The organism is Streptomyces sp. NPDC049837, from assembly GCF_040674455.1.
Taxonomy (GTDB): Bacteria; Actinomycetota; Actinomycetes; order Streptomycetales; family Streptomycetaceae; genus Streptomyces.
The window spans coordinates 677203-694602 of sequence record NZ_JBFAMP010000003.1; the positions used below are offsets into that span (position 1 = coordinate 677203).

Below are 17400 nucleotides of genomic sequence, written 5' to 3' on the forward strand. Positions count from 1 at the left end.
GCGCACACCACGCGCCTCGGGCGTCCCGGGAGTGTCAGGGGATGTCCTGGGTGACTCCGGTGTCCACGGTGTGCGGGGTTTTCCACAGCCCCTCGCGCCGATCAGCCGTACGGCGGACACTGGTCGCGGATGTGATCGCCGGCGGAGGGGGACGCGGATGTCGCAGTTGCTGGAGAGCCATCGCGCGGAGGCCGAGCGGCTGTTGGCCAGGGCCGTGGAGGAGGAGGTCCGGCGCTCCGGCGGCCGGGCCGACGCCGGGGTGCTGCTGGCGCGGGGCCGGGACGCGCTGGAGACCCTGGCGGCGAGCGCGGCCGAGGAGTACGCGGCGTACGCGGCGGCGCTCCGGGAGGCGGAGGCGGACCGGCTTCCGCTGTCGGAGCGGTTCAGCAGGCGGGCCGTCGGCACGCCCGCCCTGGTCACGGCGGTCGCGGCGGTGGCGGCGGCCGGCGCGGACCTGGCGCTGGGCACGGCGGCGGGCACGGCGCTGGCCGCCGGGGCGGTGGTGGCGGTGGCGGGCGCGGCGGCGACCGTGCTGAAGGTGACCGCGGCGCACTGGCCGGCCGCGCACCGCCGGGCCGGGGCGCTGGGCCAGCCCGGCGGGCCGGAGCAGCTCCGGCTCCAGTGGCTGACCGCTCTGGAGGTGCGCGGGATACGCCCGTTCCTGGACCAGCAGCGGATCCTGGCGGCGGCCGCGGCGCAGAAGCCCGCCGACAAGGCGCCGCCGCTGCGGGGCGTGGACCGCAGCGCCATCGCCCGCCGGCGCACGGTCCTGGAGCAGTCGTTCACCCACCTTCCCGAGGCCGGGGAGCCGTTCGCGGGGCGGCGCGGGGAGCTGGAGCGCATCGAGGGATGGGTGCGGGCGGGCCGGGCGGCGACCGAGACGCGGCCGACGGTCGTGGTGCTGCACGGCGAGCCGGGCGCGGGGCGCACCACCCTGGCGGTGCGGGCCACGCACCGGCTGCGGGACCTGTTCCGCGGGGCCTGCCTGGTGGACCTGCGGGGCACCGGGCCGGACGGGCAGCCGGTGTCGACGCGTGACGCCCTGCTGCACCTGCTGAACCGGCTGGGCGCGCCGCGCGAGCAGTTGCTGCTGCGCGACCGGTCGTCGTCGGCGGGCCAGCAGGTGCGGCGACTGGCCGAGCTGTACCACCAGCACCTGACGGGCCTGCCGGTCGTCGTGGTGCTGGACGACGCGCGGGACGCCGAGCAGGTGCGGACGCTGATACCGGAGCGGTCGGAGAGCCTGGTGCTGGTCACCGCGCGCGAGCCGCTGGAGCTGGGCGACGACGTGCCGGCGTGGGTGCACCACCTGCCGGTGGCGGGGCTGGACGCGGCGGGCGCGGAGGAGCTGCTGCGGCAGGCGGCCGGGGACCGGGAGCGGGCGCCCTACGACGCGGAGGCCACGGAGCGGGTGCGGGAGCTGTGCGGGGGGCTGCCGCTGGCGCTGCGGGTGGCGGGCTCGGCGGTCGGCGCCGCCCGGTCGGCGGCGGAGGTGGCCCGGCTGCTGGAGCAGGGGGCGGGCGGTCCGGTGGAGCGGGCGGTGGCGGCCCGGTACGCCACGGACCTGGACGGGGACCAGCGGCGGCTGCTGCGGCGCCTCGCGCTGGCCGGGCGGGCGTCGCTGGGGGCGGCGGCGGCCGGCGCGCTGCTGGGGGCCGGCGAGGAGGAGGCGCAGGCGCGGCTTCGGGAGCTGGCCGGGGCGGGGCTGCTGGACCAGGTGCGCGGCGAGCGGTTCCGGCTGCACGACGCGGTGCGGGCGTTCGCGGCGGCCCGGCTGGCCGCCGAGGAGGAGGCGGGCGACATCGCGGCCGCCCAGGAGCGGCTGATCAGGAACTACGCGGAGCTGGCCGACGCGGTGATCCGCATGGTGGACGGCAAGATGTCCACACGGGCGGACCGCTTCGGCGGCCACGGGTTCGCCTCGCTGGAGGCGGCGCTGCGCTGGCTGGACGACGAGTCGTCGTTCATCACGGCGGCGCTGCGCAACGCGGAGGGCGTGAACCGGCAGACGGTGCTGGACCTGCTGGGCGCGTTGTGCGACTACTGCCTGCTGCGCGGCGACCTGTACCGGCTGGGCGAGCTCCAGGAGCTGACGGAGGCCGTGGACCAGGGTCTGCTGGCGCGGTCGGTGCGGTGGCGCACCGGCATCGCGGCACGTCAGCTCGGCGAGCTGGACACGGCGCGTACGACGCTGACGTCGGTGGTCTCGCTGTACCAGGAGGCCCACCAGGACGCGGGGGCGGCGCTCGCGCTGTGCTCGCTGGGCATCACGCTCCAGCACCAGGGCAATCTGCCGGAGGCGGCGGCGAAGCTCCGGGAGGCGCTGGAGCTCCAGGCGTCGCCGGAGCTCGCCGCGGACCGGGCGTGGACGCTGCACGCCCTGGCGGCGGTGGAGCGGGACCGGGCGAACCTGGCGGAGGCGCTGACGCTGCTGGACACGGCCCTGGAGCTGCACCGGGACAACGAGTCGCTGCACGGCGAGGCGTGGGCGCACTTCCAGCTCGGCCAGGTGTGCCTGCGCATGGGGGAGGTGCCCCGCGCCGAGGAGGCGCTGCGTACGGCGCTGGAGCTGTACGGGCGCACGCACGACGGGCGCGGCGAGGCGTGGGCGCTGACCCAGCTCGGCCGGGCCCGGCTGGTGGACGGCGACCCGGACCCGGCGGCCGAGCAGTTGCGGACGGCCTTGGGCCGGCACCGGGACAACGAGGACGCGCGGGGCGAGGCGTGGACGCTGTACTACCTGGGCCAGGCCCTGGAGGACGGGGGCGAGACCGATCAGGCGGTACGGGAGCTGGAGCGGGCCCGCACGATGTTCTCCCGGATGCGGGACGTGTACGGCCTGGCGTGCGCCCGCCACCACTCGGGCCGCGCCACCCGCGACCAGCGCGCCGCCCAGACCGGCAACCTCCGCAACTCGGGCTTCGCCCGCCAGTTGCTGGTGGACGCCCGCGCGGACTTCCGCCGCATCGGCGTGGCGCACGGCGAGGCGTGGACGTGCCTGGAGCTGGCGGTCATCGACGCGGGCAACGACCGCGCCCCGCAGGCCCTGGCCCTGTGCGACGAGGCGGCGGCCCTGTTCGCCTCGTACGGCGATCTGCGCGGCGCGGACTGGGCCCGTTTCCTGCGCTGCACCCTGCTCCCGTACGCCTCGCCGGGCGGCGTGGAGGTCGGCACGGTCGTCGCCCAGCAGGAGCTCGCCCAGCTCACGGACGCCAAGCACCCGGCCCGCGATCCCCGGCTGGAGGACGCCGTGGCGGCCTGGTCCCTGGTCCTGGAGCGCGGCATCCGGCTGGAGTCCCCCTGGCAGGCGTGGCCCCTGGGTCTGACCCCGGGCCGGCACGCGAGGGAGGTGATGGGCGTCCCCACGGCGGCATCACAGCCCTGAGCCGGGACGCGGAAGGGCTCCATGACCACCGTGCGGCGGTCATGGAGCCATGACGACGGTCCTTAGGCGCTCTTGCCGGACTCCCGCTCGGAGCCCGTCGCCGCCGCCGGTTCCGGGGCCTCCTCGAAGTTCACCCTGCCCATGTGGCGGTTCATCGACTTCATCAGCAGCCACACGCCCGCGGCCATGACCGCGAAGACGATGAAACCGAGGACGCCTGGGGTCACCTTGTTCTCGTCGAGCTCCTTGGCGGCGAGCGGGACGAGCTGGGTCAGTGCCTGGTGTGCGCTCATGTCATGCATTGTCGCGGATGCCCGCGAAGAGATCGTCCTCGGGGAGGGAAGTGTCCACCACGGACTTGGCCAGCTCGTAGTCCTCGGTCGGCCAGACCTCCTTCTGGATCTCCATCGGCACGCGGAACCAGCCGCCGTCCGGGTCGATCTGCGTGGCGTGCGCGATCAGCGCCTTGTCGCGGATCTCGAAGAAGTCGGCGCACGGGACGTGCGTGGTCAGCGTCCGCTCGACGCGCTCGAACTCCTTCCAGCGCTCCAGCCACTCGCCGTAGGGCGACTCCAGGCCGCGCGCCAGCAGCGCCTCGTGCAGGGCGACCGTGCGGGGACGGTTGAAGCCCTGGTTGTAGTAGACCTTCGACGGCTGCCACACGGGGCCGAACTCCGACTCGGGGTACTTCTCGGCGTCGGCCGCACCGTCGAACGCCACCATCGTGATCTTGTGGGTCATGATGTGGTCGGGGTGCGGGTAGCCGCCGTTCTCGTCGTAGGTGGTGATCACCTGCGGGCGGAATGCGCGGATGGACTTCACCAGGCGGCCGGCGGCCTTGTCGACGTCCTCCAGGGCGAAGCAGCCCTGGGGCAGCGGCGGCAGCGGGTCGCCCTCGGGCAGACCCGAGTCGACGAAGCCGAGCCACTCCTGCTTGACGCCGAGGATCTCGCGGGCCTCGTCCATCTCCTTGCGGCGTACCTCGTGGATGTTCTCCTCGATGTACGGGTCACCCTGGAGCTTCGGGTTGAGGATGGAACCGCGCTCGCCCCCGGTGCAGGTCACGACCAGCACGTCCACCCCCTCGGACACATACTTGGCCATCGTTGCCGCGCCCTTGCTCGACTCGTCGTCGGGGTGGGCGTGAACGGCCATCAGTCGTAGCTGCTCAGTCAAGACTCGATCCTCAATGATTCGTCCCATCGGGCGGCTTCTATAGTGACGGAATCGGCAGGCGGAAAATTCCGTCGTCCGGCCCACAGGGGCCCACAGGAGAGGAACGATCATGAGCGCGGTGCGGGAAGGGCTGCCCGAGGGCCGTTACGGCCGCTCCGCGGACGAGCGCGCCGACCGCAAGCTCAAGATCGTCGGCTCGGTCCTGGGCGTCGCGCTCCTCGCGATGGTGGGCTGGTTCGGGTACGACTACGTCGCCGGCCAGAAGATCAGCGCCGAGGTGATCAAGTTCGACCTCTCGGCCGACGACCGGGTGCAGGTGCACCTGGAAGTGCGCAAGGACCCGGCCGCCAAGGGCTCCTGCACGCTGCGCGCCCTCGCCGAGGACGGCAGCGAGGTGGGTCACAAGGACGTCCGCTTCGACCAGGCCGACGACCGGATCGACCAGGTCGTCACGGTGCGTACGACGACCAGGGCGACCAGCGCAGAGCTGCTGGGCTGCACCTCGGAGTAGCCGCGCCGCGGATTCGCGGCGTGACCTGCGCGGACGAAGATTCCGTGGCTTTCGTCCTCCCCCTTCCCCGCCGAAATTGTTAGGCTCGTGGTTTCGCCCATCCAGGAAGGCACAATCCTTCTGGGTAGGGCGATGCTTTGTATTCCCAGTACCGACGAGGAGCACCTGTGACCCAGACCAGCGAAAACGTCACCTGGCTCACCCAGGAGGCGTACAACCAGCTCAAGGCCGAGCTGGAGTACCTGTCTGGTCCCGCGCGAACCGAGATCGCCGCCAAGATCGCGGCTGCGCGCGAGGAGGGCGACCTGCGCGAGAACGGCGGGTACCACGCGGCCAAGGAGGAGCAGGGCAAGCAGGAGCTGCGCGTACGCCAGCTCACCCAGCTCCTGGAGCACGCGAAGGTCGGCGAGGCTCCCGCGGAGAGCGGCGTCGTGGCGCCGGGCATGGTGGTCACGATCGCCTTCGACGGCGACGAGGACGACACCCTGGTCTTCCTGCTCGCCTCGCGCGAGTACGCGAGCTCCGACATCGAGACGTACTCCCCGCAGTCGCCGCTCGGCTCGGGCGTCAACGGCAAGAAGGTCGGCGAGGACGCGGAGTACGAGCTGCCGAACGGCAAGAAGGCGTCGGTGAAGATCCTCGACGCGAAGCCGTACTCCGGCTGACAGGGACACCGAAGGGCCGGGCCGCACACGCGACCCGGCCCTTCACCACGACTACGCCGCCGAGCGGTACTTGCGCACCGCCAGGGTGCGGAACACCGCGATGATCAGCAGCGACCAGAGGATCGACGCCAGCACCGGGTGCTCCATGGGCCAGGCGGTGGAGTTCGAGACGCCCGGGTTGCCGAACAGCTCGCGGCAGGCCTGCACGGTGGCGCTGAACGGGTTCCACTCGGCGATGTGCCGCAGCCACGGCGTCATCCGGGACGAGTCCACGAACGCGTTGGACAGGAACGTCACGGGGAACAGCCAGATCAGCCCGCCCGACGTGGCCGCCTCGGGCGTACGCACGGACAGGCCGATCAGCGCGCCGATCCAGGAGAACGCGTACCCGAGCAGGAGCAGCAGCGCGAACGCGCCGAGCGCCTTGGGCACCCCCTCGTGGATGCGCCAGCCGACCAGCAGGGCGACGACCGCCAGAACGACGACGGTCAGCGCGGTCTGTACGAGGTCGGCGAGCGTACGCCCGGTGAGCACCGCGCCGCGCGCCATGGGCAGTGACCGGAAGCGGTCGATCAGGCCCTTGTGCATGTCGTCGGCGATGCCCGCGCCCGCGCCCGCCGTGGCGAACGTGACGGTCTGGGCGAAGATGCCGGCCATCAGGAAGTTGCGGTAGACGTCGGGGTCAGTGGTGCCGCCGATGTTCATCGAGCCGCCGAAGACGTAGCTGAACAGCACCACGAACATGATCGGCTGGATGAGCCCGAAAATGATCATTTCGGGGATCCGCGACATGCGGATCAGATTGCGCCTGGCCACAACAAGGGAGTCGTTGAACGACTGGGCGATACCCCCGCGCGGCTTGGGGGCGGTGACGGCGCTCACTTCACGGCCTCCTCGTCGGCCAGCTCCGCGGCGTGCCCGGTCAGCGAGATGAACACGTCGTCGAGGGTGGGGCGGCGCAGGCCGATGTCGTCGATCTCGACGCCCCGGGTGTCCAGCTCGCGGATGACCTCGGCGAGCAGCTTGGCGCCACCGGTGACCGGGACGGTGAGCTTGCGGGTGTGCGTCTCGACGGCGACCTCGCCCTTGCCGAAGCCGGCGAGCACGGCACGGGCCGGGTCGATCTGGTCGGGCTGGTGGACGACGACCTCGACCCGCTCTCCGCCGGTGCGGACCTTGAGCTGGTCGGAGGTGCCCCGGGCGATGACCTTGCCATGGTCGACCACGCAGATGTCGTGGGCCAGGTGGTCCGCCTCCTCCAGGTACTGCGTGGTCAGCAGCAGGGTCGTACCCCCGGCGACCAGTTCCTGGATGACCTCCCACAACTGCTGCCGGTTGCGCGGGTCGAGTCCGGTGGTCGGCTCGTCCATGAACATCACCGGGGGCGACACCACCAGCGCGGCGGCGAGGTCGAGCCGGCGGCGCATGCCGCCGGAGTAGGTCTTGGCGGGACGGTCGGCGGCCTCGGCGAGGTTGAACCGCTCCAGCAGCTCGGCCGCGCGTATCTTCGCGGCCTTGCCGGACATCTGGTAGAGCTGGCCGACCATGTGCAGGTTCTCGCGGCCGGTGAGGTACTCGTCGACGGCCGCGAACTGGCCGGACAGACCGATCGCCCGGCGGACTTCGTTGGGGTGCTTGAGGACGTCTATGCCCGCGACGACCGCCTTGCCGCTGTCGGGCTTGAGCAACGTGGTGAGGACGCGAACGGTGGTGGTCTTGCCCGCACCGTTGGGGCCGAGCAGCCCCAGGACGGTCCCTTCGGGGACATCGAGGTCCACGCCGTCCAGAGCCCGTACGTCGCCGAAGGTCTTCACCAGACCTTCGGCGTGAATTGCGCCTGGCATGTGGGTTCTCCCGTTGATGGGGTGAATCGCTACCCAAAGCGTAGGGATGCCGGACGGGGGGCGCCCGGCAATTATGTGACTGGGCCCACAGACTAACGCGATACATCGCGTCTCACAAGGGGCTCCGCCCCCTGTGCCCCCGGGCGGTGCCCGGTGCCGCCCACCCGTTGTGGGCAGTCGTTCCGCTGGGGCGGAACGGGTGGGCACAACGGACCGGGGCGGTGCCTTTGCCCCGTGCCCCCGCTGGGCGGTGCAGCCATTGCCGGTGGGTGGGGGCGGGACCCCTCCGGGCTCACCTCCTCGAGGTCGGCGGCCTTGGGGCACGGGTCTTGGGAGCCCGGCCTTTGCCGCCAACCTCTGCGGGGGCGACCCTGCACGGCCCCACCCGGGCCGGGGGCCGACTGCGGGACGGTGGGTGGCGGGGCATGGGCCCGCCCCTCAGGGCATCACCGTGTACCCCGCGTCCCGCAGCGCCGACGCCACCTCGTCGCAGTGCTCGGGGCCCTTGGTCTCCAGGTGGAGCTCCACCTCCACCTCCGTGAGCCCGAGGCGCGGGTCCGTCCGTACGTGGCCGACGTCCAGGACGTTCGCGTCGGCGACCGACAGGACGCCCAGCAGCATCGCGAGGGCGCCCGGCCGGTCCGTGAGCCTGAGCCGGAGGCTCAGATACCGCCCCGCCGCGGCCATGCCGTGCCGGAGGATGCGCTGCATCAGCAGCGGGTCCACGTTGCCGCCCGACAGCACCGCCACCACCGGCCCGGTGAACGACTCCGGCGCGCTCAGCAGCGCCGCCACCGGGCTCGCCCCGGCCGGCTCGACCACCAGCTTGGCCCGCTCCAGGCACAGCAGCAGCGCCGACGACAGGGCGTCCTCCGACACCGTGCGCACCTCGTCGACCAGCTCCTCGACGATCCCGAACGGCACGTCACCGGGGCGCCCCACATGGATGCCGTCCGCCATCGTGGGCGAGGTGTCGATCACCAGCGGGTGGCCCGCCGCCAGCGACGGCGGGTACGCGGCCGCCGCCTCCGCCTGTACGCCGATCACCTTCACGTCCGGCCGCAGCGCCTTCACCGCCACCGCGATGCCCGCCGCGAGCCCGCCGCCGCCGACCCCGACGACGATCGTCCGCACCTCCGGGCACTGTTCGAGGATCTCCAGGCCCACCGTGCCCTGCCCCGCGATGATGTCCCGGTGGTCGAAGGGGTGGATGAACACCGCGCCCGTGTCGTGCGCGTACTCCTGCGCCGCCGCCAGCGTCTCGTCGACCACGTGCCCGTGCAGCCGTACGTCCGCCCCGTACTCCCGCGTCGCCGCCACCTTCGGCAGCGGGGCGCCCACCGGCATGAAGACCGTGGAACGAACGCCCAGCAGCGACGAGGCGAGCGCGACGCCCTGCGCGTGGTTGCCGGCCGACGCCGCGACGACCCCGGCCGCCCGCTCCTCCGGGCGCAGCCCCGAGATCCGCACGTACGCGCCCCGCAGCTTGAACGACCCGGTCCGCTGGAGGTTCTCGCACTTGAAGTGGACCGGCGAGCCCACCAGCCGCGACAGGTAGCGGCTGCCCTCCATGGGGGTCACTCTGGCCACCCCGGAGAGCATCTTCTGCGCCCCCCGGACATCGTCGAGGATGAGGGGGTGTGAGGGGTATGGCGTACCGAAGCTCATGACGCCAAGTCTCGCAGCTCATCACGTTTGTGCAGCGCCGGTACCAAGGCGCACGGGGCCGCGTACTCTGTCCCCCACCAACCGACCACCACCGCACGAGAGAGCCCCGCAGCCATGCCCACATCTCAGGACATGACGACTGATCTTGACCAAGGTCTCCTCGATGCCCTCCAGCACCAGGTGGCCGTCTTCGCCCGCCGCGCCGAGCAGACCCGTCTCGGCGGCACCGGTCAGCTCCGCAACTCGATGGACCGCGCCGCCTACCTCCTCCTCAACCGCCTCGACCAGGAAGGCCCGATGGGCGTGAAGGCGCTGGCGGCGGGGATGGGCATCGACTCGTCCACCGTCACCCGCCAGGTCGCGCCGCTGGTCGACACCGGCCTGGTCAAGCGGACCTCGCACCCGGAGGACGGCCGGGCCGTCGTGCTCCAGTTGTCGCCGCGCGGGCAGGCCCGGCTCGATGAGGTCCGCTCCTCCCGGCGCAAGCTGATGGCCGAGGTGACGGACGGCTGGACCGAGGAGGAACGCGAGTCGTTCTGCACCCTGCTCACCCGCTTCAACTCGGCGCTCTCCGCCCGGCAGGCCGGTCTGCCGCCGGCCGAGCGGGAGGCCGAGCAGGAGACGAAGACGGAGACCGAGACGGAGACGCAGACCGCTCCCGCCTCTTGACCGGGGCCGGGCGCCTGGCCTGATATGAGGACGTGCGAGAGCGGCGGCAGGCCACGGCGCAGCCCCACCGCGCCCGGGACCGGGACTTCGAGGCGTTCGTCGCCGGCGCGGCGGGCCGGCTGCTGCACGCCGCCACGCTCCTGACGACTGAGCCGCCCGGCCGGGCCCCCCGCGCGAGTGCCCTGCTGACGGCCGCGCTGGCGGCCACGTACGCCCGCTGGGACCGGCTTCGCGGCGAGGACCCGTACGACCTCACCCGCCGTGAGCTGGCCACCCGGTTCGCCCGCGCCGCCTGGCGCTTCCACCGCCCTTACGGCGGGATCCTGTCCAAGCTGACCCCCCTGGAACGGCTCGTCGTCGTGCTGCGCCTGTACGAGGGCGTCGCCGAGGAGCAGACGGCTGCGCTGCTCGGGCTGCCGGTCGACCGGGTCAGGGCGACCTGTGCGCGTGCGGTGACCATCCTCAGGCGGTCCTCGTGAGCGGCTACGACCGCAAGGAGGACGAGGTGCGGCGCATGCTGGACGCCCCGGCCCGCGTCCAGGTGCCGCCGGACCTGCTGCCCCGCGCGATCACCCGCGGCACGCGGGCCCTGCACCGGGCCAGGGCGCTGCGCCGTGTCCTGTGGGTGCTGCTGACGGCGGCGGCCGTGGCGTTCGCGGTGTGGGCCTCGGTCGCCGAGCCGTGGCGGGTGCCGCCGGCGGAGGTCACGCCACCGTTCGAAGGCTGGTGAGCACGGGCCTAGGCTGGATGCAGCGGCGTGCTTCGCTCAAGTAGGAGGTCGCCATGGCAAGGAAGGTCGCCGACTGCCGCGACACCCCCAGCGTCATGGGGTGCACCCTCACCATCAGCGGTGAGGAGGAGGAAGTGGTCAGGGCCGCCGCGGAACACGCGGTGTCGGTCCACGGCCACAAGGACGGACCCGAACTGCGTGACATGGTCCGCCGGTCCCTGAAGGACGAGAGGGTTCCCGCCTGACATGACGGGGGCACCGCCGGTGCCCCCGCCACGTACGACGCGCCTCAGCCCAGCGCCTGGCGCAGGTCCGCCAGCAGGTCGTCGGCGTTCTCGATGCCGACCGACAGCCGCACCAGGTCCGCCGGCACCTCCAGCAGCGACCCGGCGACGCTGGCGTGCGTCATGCGGCCCGGGTGCTCGATGAGCGACTCGACGCCGCCCAGCGACTCGCCCAGCGTGAAGAGCTTCGCGCGGTTGCAGACCTCGACGGCCGCCTCCTCGCCGCCCTGGACGCGGAAGGAGATCATGCCGCCGAAGCTCCGCATCTGCTTGGCGGCGACCTCGTGGCCGGGGTGCTCGGGCAAGCCCGGGTAGAGGACGGACGTGACCTTCGGGTGGCGAGTCAGCATCTCGGCGATCCGGGTCGCGTTCTCGCTGTGCCGGTCCATGCGGACGGCGAGCGTCTTGATGCCGCGCAGCACGATCCACGAGTCGAAGGGCCCGGCGACCGCGCCCATCGCGTTCTGGTGGTACGCCAGTTCCTCGCCGAGCGTCTCGTCGGCCGTCACCAGCGCGCCGCCGACGACATCGGAGTGGCCGCCCATGTACTTGGTCAGCGAGTGCACGACGACGTCCGCGCCGAGCGCCAGCGGCTGCTGGAGGTAGGGGCTCGCGAAGGTGTTGTCGACGACGAGCTTCGCGCCCGCCGTGCGGGCGACGTCGGCGACGGCCGCGATGTCGGTGATGCCGAGCAGCGGGTTCGACGGGGTCTCGACCCAGATGACCTTCGTACGGTCGGTCATCGCGTCCCGTACCGCGGCCGGGTCGGAGGTGTCGGCGACCGACCACTCCACGCCCCACCGGGCGACGACCTTGGCGAAGAGGCGGAACGTGCCGCCGTAGGCGTCGTTCGGGATGACGACGTGGTCACCGGGGACGAGGAGCGTGCGCAGCAGGCAGTCCTCGGCGGCGAGACCGGAGGCGAAGGCCAGGCCGCGCCGGCCGCCCTCCAGCGCCGCGAGGTTCTCCTCCAGGGCCGCGCGCGTGGGGTTGGCGCTGCGGCTGTACTCGTAGCCGCCGCGCAGGCCGCCCACACCGTCCTGCTTGTAGGTGGACACCTGGTAGATGGGCGGGACGACCGCGCCGGTCAGCGGGTCGGCGGTGTTGCCCGCATGGATGGCGCGGGTCTCGAAGTTCTGGTGGGTGTGCTCGTCGCTCATGAGGTCCGAGCGTAGTCGCGGACGTCGTCGCGCACCGGACGCGTCCGGGACTGTGGCCGGTCCGCGACAATGGCCGTATGGAGATTCTCTGGTTCCTCTTCGCGATGGGCCTGATCGGCATGGTCCTCGTGCCGTGGCTGATGCGCCGCCGCGCCGGTGGCGGCATCCGGCTGGCGGCGCCCGGTTCCCCGGACGCCGCCGATCCGAGCGCGTACGGCTTCGTACGCCAGGAGCACCTCGACGTTCGGATGCCGGGGCCGGACCAGGACCTCCTGGACGTACTGGACGTCGTGCAGCGCACCCAGGACTGGCGGGCCGCGTCGCAGTTGCTGGCGGGCACCGACAAGGACGGCGAGGTGCGCTGGCAGCGGGTGCAGGCGTTCGCGGGCGCCGCGTCGCTGGAGCTGGCCCAGCAGCCGGGCACGGGCGGGGCGTGGCTGCGGGCGTGGCGCGCGGAGAAGCCGAAGGACCCGGGCGGTGCGGAGGTGCACGCCGAGTTCCTGGTGCAGCAGGCGTGGCGGTCGTCGTCGGCGGACCGCGACGACTTCCGGATCATCCTGGAGGAGGCGCGCACGGTCTGCGAGGAGGCGGCGCTGCTGGCCCCCGGCGACCCCATCCCGTACATCGTCGAGCTGGCCGTCGCCCGGGGCCTGGGCTACACCCCCGAGCAGTTCGACCAGGTCTGGGCGAAGATCATCGACCGGGCGCCGCAGCACATGGGCGCGCACCTGGCGGCCCTGCACTACTGGTGCGAGAAGTGGCACGGCTCCCGGAAGGACGCGGACCGGTTCGCGACGGCCGCCGCGGCGCGCGCCCCGCGGGGTTCGCTGCTCGCCGCGCTGCCGCTGTTCGCGGTGTTCGAGCACCTGCCGGAGGTGGCGCTGGTACGGGACTTCTACGGCACCGAGGTGGTCTCCAAGGCGATGGAGGGCGCGCTGTACGCGGTGCACTCCGCCCGCCCGGACGACCCGATGCTGGCGCACGTCCGCCATCTGCTGATCCACTTCCTGGTACGGGCGGAGCGCTGGTCCGAGGCCATGCACCAGCTCGTTCACGTGGACGGCCACATCGGCGCCCTGCCCTGGACGCTGAGCGAGGACCCGGCGGCTGAGTACGCGGTCTACCGCGCGCTCGCGGTCGCGGGCTACGAGGCCAACGGCGGCAGCCCGGCGACGCTGCCGCACTGACCCCGACGCGGAATTCCGGCCGGTGCCGGGACGTTGTTCCGGTGCCGCCCCGGCGCCCCGCGACAAGGAGACCGAGTCATGCTGTTCGGCCGCACCCCCGTGCTCCCCACCCCCGAGCAGGCCCTCCGCGGCCGCCCGGAGCCCGGCTTCACCGTGCCCGCCCGCCACACCGTCCTCGGCAACCCCCTCCTCGGCCCCTACCCGGACGGCCTGGAGGTCGCGGACTTCGGCCTGGGCTGTTTCTGGGGCGCCGAGCGGAAGTTCTGGCAGACCGACGGCGTGTGGACGACCCTCGTCGGCTACCAGGGCGGCCATACGCGCAACCCCTCCTACGAGGAGGTCTGCTCTGGCATGACGGGCCACACGGAGGTCGTCCGGGTGGTCTTCGACCCGAAGGCCGTCTCGTACGAAACGCTCCTGAAGCTCTTCTGGGAGTCCCACGACCCCACCCAGGGCTTCCGCCAGGGCAACGACGTGGGCACCCAGTACCGCTCGGCCGTCTACACCCACTCCCCCTCCCAGGCGAAGACCGCCGAGGCCTCCCGGGACGCCTACCAGCAGGTGCTGACCGGCTCCGGGTACGGCTCGATCACCACGGAGATCCTCCCGGCCGACGACCGCCCCTTCTACCCGGCCGAGCCGTACCACCAGCAGTACCTGGACAAGAACCCGGGCGGCTACTGCGGCATCGGCGGTACGGGCGTCTCCTGCCCGATCGGTGTCGCCAGGGCCGACGGCTGAGCGTCCGCCGGGTGCGCACGACGTCGTACCGCTTGCGCCGCGGGCCGTGGGGCATCGCCGTGGACCTCACGGCCGAGGCCCGGGTGTCACCGGAGCCCCCGCCCGGCGCCGAGCACGTCGCCGGGCGGGTGTGGCTGGACCCGGGCCCCGTCCTGAACCATCCGGCCGGCGACCGCTCGGGGTGGCGGATCACCGATGACGAGGCGGACTGGCTGCGGCGCGGGGCGGCCCTGGCAGCCCCCTCCGTCGAGGCGCGGAACCCGGGTGCGCACACCACGATCACGGTGCGCCGGGTGCTGTTCCCGCCGGCCGGCTTCCAGCCCGAGGGGCTGGCCGCCGCGCTGGTCCTGTGGGCGGAGGAGGAGTTCGGCCTGCCCGCCCACCCGGTGGAGGCGGCGTTCGACCGGGCCGCCCACCGGTACGTCTACGACTGGTAGGCGCGGGCGTGGCGGTTTATTCGGTGGAGCGGTTGCGGGTCGCTCCCCTACGATCGAGCGCATGGGTGCGTACTACTTCTTTCTCTGATTCCGGGCGCGGACGCGTAGGCGTCCCGTCATGCCCCGTCCTGCCCGAACCCGGACATCAGGGAAAGAGATCATGCGCGATCGCGCCCACCATTCTTCGCAACTCACTCTCAAGGACGTTTCCAAGGCGTACGGGGACAGGTCCGTCCTCGATGGCGTCACGTTCGCCGTCCGTCCCGGCGAGAAGATCGGAGTCATCGGCGAGAACGGCTCCGGCAAGTCCACACTGCTGCGGCTGATCGCCGGTGCCGACGTGCCCGACAGCGGGGAGGTGACCGTTCACTTCCCCGGTGGGGTGGCGTATCTCGCGCAGACGCTGGAGCTGGACCCGGCGGCGACCGTGCAGGACGCCGTGGACGCCTCGCTCGCCGAGCTGCGCGCCATGGAGCGGCGGCTGCGGGCGGCCGAGGCTGCCCTCGCCGAGGCGTCGGAGGACGAACTGGCCGCGTACGGCGAGCTGTTGAGCGCGTACGAGGAGCGCGGCGGCTACCAGGCGGACGCCCGCGTCGACGCGGCCCTGCACGGGCTGGGCGTCGGGCACGTCGGGCGCGGGCGGCGGCTCGGGTCGCTGTCCGGCGGCGAGCGGTCCCGGCTGGCGCTGGCCTGCGCGCTCGCCTCGGGCGCGGAGCTGCTGCTGCTCGACGAGCCGACCAACCACCTGGACCGGCAGGCCACGAACTGGCTGGAGGAACGGCTGCGGGGGCATCGCGGCACGGTGCTGGCCGTGACGCACGACCGGGCGTTCCTGGAGGCGGTGGCGACCGCGATCCTGGAGGTCGACCGGGACACCCGGGCCGTGACCCGGTACGGGGACGGCTGGGCGGGTTACCGGACGGCGAAGGCCGCGGCCCGCCGCCGCTGGGAGCTGGACCACCAGGCGTGGCTGGACGGCGTGGCGGAGGCCGAGTCCCTGGTCGCGGCGGCCGGGCAGCGGCTGGCCGCCACCGGGCGGGACCCCGGGGAGGGCTTCGGCAAGCACCGGCGCTCGCACGAGGCGAAGCTGTCCGGGCGGGTAAGGGCGGCGCGGCAGCGGCTGGAGCGGCTCCGTCGGGAGCCGGTCCCGGCGCCCCCGGAGCCGTTGCGGTTCGCACCCCGGCTGGTCGCCTCGGGCGCCGGCGAGGTGGCGGTGGCGCTGGACGACGTGGTCGTCGGCGACCGGCTGCGGCTGGACGCGCTGCACGTCGCGGCGGGCGCCCGGCTGCTGGTGACCGGCCCGAACGGTGCCGGGAAGACGACCCTGCTACGGGTGATCGCCGGGGACCTGTGCCCCGACACGGGCACCGTGCACCGCCCGGTTCCGGTCGGCTACCTGCCGCAGGAGCTGCCCGAGCGGGCGCCCTGCCGGCCGCTGCTGGCGGAGTACGCGGCGGGGCGCCCGGGCGTGCCGGAGGACCACGCGGACGAGCTGCTGGCGCTCGGGCTGTTCCGGGAGGAGGACCTGCCGGTGCCGGTGGCCGCCCTGTCGGTGGGCCAGCGGCGACGCCTGGAGCTGGCCCGTCTGGTGACGCGTCCGGCGGGGCTCCTCGTCCTGGACGAGCCGACGAACCATGTGGCGCTCGGCCTGGTGGAGGAGCTGGAGGCGGCGCTGGCGGCGTACGAGGGGGCGGTCGTCGTGGTCTCGCACGACCGCCGCTTCCGCAGCGCCTTCGCGGGCGACCGGCTGGAGCTGCGGGCGGGCCGGGCGGGGCGCGCACACCTGGACCACCGGGCGGCCCCAGCGGCCTGACCGGCCGTCAGGACCGCGCCGCCCGCAGCATCACCGCCGCCGTCGCCGCCGATGTCGTCGCCGTCGTCAGATCGTCGCCGCGTCGATGACGAACCGGTAGCGGACGTCGCTCTTGAGCACCCGCTCGTACGCCTCGTTGATCTGGTCGGCGCGGATCAGCTCGATCTCCGCGCCCAGGCCGTGCTGGGCACAGAAGTCGAGCATCTCCTGGGTCTCGGCGATCCCGCCGATCATCGAGCCGGCCAGGGTCTTGCGGCCGGTGATCACGGAGAAGAGGTTCAGCGAGACGGGCTCCTCCGGCGCGCCGACGTTCACCAGGGCGCCGTCGGTCTTGAGCAGGCTCAGGTAGGCGCCGAAGTCCAGCGGCGCGGAGACCGTGGAGACGATGAGGTCGAAGGTGCCCGCGAGCTTCTCGAAGGTCTCCGGGTCGCTGGTCGCGTAGAAGTGGTCGGCGCCCAGTCGCAGGCCGTCCTCCTGCTTGCGGAGGGTCTGGCTGAGTACGGTCACCTCGGCGCCGAGCGCGTGGGCGATCTTCACGCCCATGTGGCCGAGGCCGCCGAGGCCGACGATGGCCACGTTCTTGCCGGGGCCGGCCTTCCAGTGGGCGAGCGGCGAGTAGAGGGTGATGCCGGCGCACAGCAGCGGTGCGGCGACGTCGAGGGCGAGGCCGTCGGGGATGCGGACGGCGTAGTTCTCGTCGACGACGATGTGGGTGGAGTAGCCGCCGTAGGTGGGCTCGCCGTTCCGGTCGAGGGCGTTGTACGTGCCGGTCATGCCCTGCACGCAGTACTGCTCCAGGCCCTGGCGGCAGTAGTCGCACCGGCGGCAGGAGTCCACGAAGCAGCCGACGCCGACGCGGTCGCCGGCCTGGTACTTCGTGACGCCCGGGCCGACCTCGGTGACGATTCCGGCGATCTCGTGGCCGGGCACCATCGGGAAGATGCCCTCGCCCCAGCCGTCCCGGGCCTGGTGGATGTCGGAGTGGCAGATTCCGGCGTACTTGATCTCGATCAGCACGTCGTGCTCGCCGACCGCCCGGCGCGGGATGGTGGTGCGCTCCAGCGGGGCGTTGGCGGCGGGGGCTGCGTAAGCGGGAACGTTCGTGGTCATGGCTACGAGCGTGCCGGTAT

18 protein-coding genes are annotated in these 17400 nt (G+C 72.9%); 11 read left to right on the forward strand and 7 right to left on the reverse strand.

The features are described from left to right. Positions 1–157 precede the first annotated feature (157 nt). The gene (locus AB0J57_RS10985) at positions 158–3385 is read left to right on the forward strand and encodes a tetratricopeptide repeat protein (protein ID WP_366127739.1); all 3228 of its coding nucleotides are present in this window, start codon (positions 158–160) and stop codon (positions 3383–3385) included. A 62-nt stretch (positions 3386–3447) separates the two neighbouring features. On the opposite strand, the gene AB0J57_RS10990 is transcribed toward AB0J57_RS10985, so the two are convergent. Further along, positions 3448–3678: a hypothetical protein gene (locus AB0J57_RS10990; protein ID WP_366127740.1), complete on the reverse strand. Its 231-nt coding sequence runs from the start codon at positions 3676–3678 to the stop codon at positions 3448–3450. Position 3679: 1 nt separating this feature from the next. Continuing rightward, positions 3680–4561: a mycothiol conjugate amidase Mca gene (gene mca / locus AB0J57_RS10995; RefSeq protein ID WP_366127741.1), complete on the reverse strand. Its 882-nt coding sequence runs from the start codon at positions 4559–4561 to the stop codon at positions 3680–3682. Between the two features lie 109 nt (positions 4562–4670). Here mca and AB0J57_RS11000 point away from each other — a divergent pair, with 109 nt between their 5' ends. Both AB0J57_RS11000 and greA read left to right on the forward strand, forming a co-directional pair. Beyond that, positions 4671–5072, forward strand: a complete 402-nt coding sequence (locus AB0J57_RS11000; protein WP_366127742.1) for a DUF4307 domain-containing protein — start codon at positions 4671–4673, stop codon at positions 5070–5072. Positions 5073–5239: 167 nt separating this feature from the next. Further along, a complete protein-coding gene (gene greA, locus AB0J57_RS11005; RefSeq protein WP_366127743.1) occupies positions 5240–5737 on the forward strand; it encodes a transcription elongation factor GreA in 498 nt (165 codons plus the stop codon). 51 nt (positions 5738–5788) lie between these two features. Here the strand turns inward: greA and AB0J57_RS11010 are convergent, their stop codons facing one another. The 3 genes from AB0J57_RS11010 to ilvA form a co-directional block, all read right to left on the reverse strand. After that, on the reverse strand, positions 5789–6619 hold the full coding sequence (locus tag AB0J57_RS11010) for an ABC transporter permease (protein ID WP_366127744.1): 831 nt from the start codon (positions 6617–6619) through the stop codon (positions 5789–5791). Continuing rightward, positions 6616–7581: an ATP-binding cassette domain-containing protein gene (locus tag AB0J57_RS11015; RefSeq protein ID WP_366127745.1), complete on the reverse strand. Its 966-nt coding sequence runs from the start codon at positions 7579–7581 to the stop codon at positions 6616–6618. The genes AB0J57_RS11010 and AB0J57_RS11015 overlap by 4 nt, the downstream gene beginning before the upstream one ends. A 438-nt stretch (positions 7582–8019) precedes the next feature. After that, the gene (gene ilvA / locus AB0J57_RS11020) at positions 8020–9249 is read right to left on the reverse strand and encodes a threonine ammonia-lyase (RefSeq protein WP_366127746.1); all 1230 of its coding nucleotides are present in this window, start codon (positions 9247–9249) and stop codon (positions 8020–8022) included. A gap of 114 nt (positions 9250–9363) precedes the next feature. Here ilvA and AB0J57_RS11025 point away from each other — a divergent pair, with 114 nt between their 5' ends. The 4 genes from AB0J57_RS11025 to AB0J57_RS11040 are packed head-to-tail and all read left to right on the forward strand — an operon-like array spanning position 9364 to position 10893. Continuing rightward, entirely contained in the window at positions 9364–9918 is a 555-nt protein-coding gene (locus tag AB0J57_RS11025) for a MarR family transcriptional regulator (RefSeq protein ID WP_366127748.1), read from the forward strand. A gap of 32 nt (positions 9919–9950) precedes the next feature. Then, positions 9951–10397: a sigma factor-like helix-turn-helix DNA-binding protein gene (locus AB0J57_RS11030; protein WP_366127749.1), complete on the forward strand. Its 447-nt coding sequence runs from the start codon at positions 9951–9953 to the stop codon at positions 10395–10397. Further along, positions 10394–10648: a hypothetical protein gene (locus AB0J57_RS11035; protein WP_366127750.1), complete on the forward strand. Its 255-nt coding sequence runs from the start codon at positions 10394–10396 to the stop codon at positions 10646–10648. The genes AB0J57_RS11030 and AB0J57_RS11035 overlap by 4 nt, the downstream gene beginning before the upstream one ends. Before the next feature lie 53 nt (positions 10649–10701). Continuing rightward, positions 10702–10893, forward strand: a complete 192-nt coding sequence (locus AB0J57_RS11040) for a DUF1059 domain-containing protein (RefSeq protein ID WP_366127751.1) — start codon at positions 10702–10704, stop codon at positions 10891–10893. Between the two features lie 44 nt (positions 10894–10937). Here the strand turns inward: AB0J57_RS11040 and AB0J57_RS11045 are convergent, their stop codons facing one another. Further along, positions 10938–12092 (reverse strand): cystathionine gamma-synthase, encoded by a 1155-nt coding sequence (locus AB0J57_RS11045; RefSeq protein WP_366127752.1) that lies wholly within the window; start codon positions 12090–12092, stop codon positions 10938–10940. A gap of 77 nt (positions 12093–12169) precedes the next feature. Between AB0J57_RS11045 and AB0J57_RS11050 the strand changes: the two genes are divergently transcribed. The 4 genes from AB0J57_RS11050 (at position 12170) to abc-f (ending at position 16270) form a co-directional block, all read left to right on the forward strand. After that, a complete protein-coding gene (locus tag AB0J57_RS11050; RefSeq protein WP_366127753.1) occupies positions 12170–13279 on the forward strand; it encodes a hypothetical protein in 1110 nt (369 codons plus the stop codon). Positions 13280–13357: 78 nt separating this feature from the next. After that, the gene (gene msrA / locus AB0J57_RS11055; protein ID WP_366127754.1) at positions 13358–14020 is read left to right on the forward strand and encodes a peptide-methionine (S)-S-oxide reductase MsrA; all 663 of its coding nucleotides are present in this window, start codon (positions 13358–13360) and stop codon (positions 14018–14020) included. 11 nt (positions 14021–14031) lie between these two features. Further along, entirely contained in the window at positions 14032–14457 is a 426-nt protein-coding gene (locus AB0J57_RS11060) for a hypothetical protein (protein WP_366127755.1), read from the forward strand. 160 nt (positions 14458–14617) lie between these two features. Next, a complete protein-coding gene (gene abc-f / locus AB0J57_RS11065) occupies positions 14618–16270 on the forward strand; it encodes a ribosomal protection-like ABC-F family protein (protein ID WP_366127756.1) in 1653 nt (550 codons plus the stop codon). A 66-nt stretch (positions 16271–16336) separates the two neighbouring features. On the opposite strand, the gene AB0J57_RS11070 is transcribed toward abc-f, so the two are convergent. Beyond that, on the reverse strand, positions 16337–17380 hold the full coding sequence (locus tag AB0J57_RS11070; protein ID WP_366127757.1) for an NAD(P)-dependent alcohol dehydrogenase: 1044 nt from the start codon (positions 17378–17380) through the stop codon (positions 16337–16339). Positions 17381–17400 lie beyond the last annotated feature (20 nt).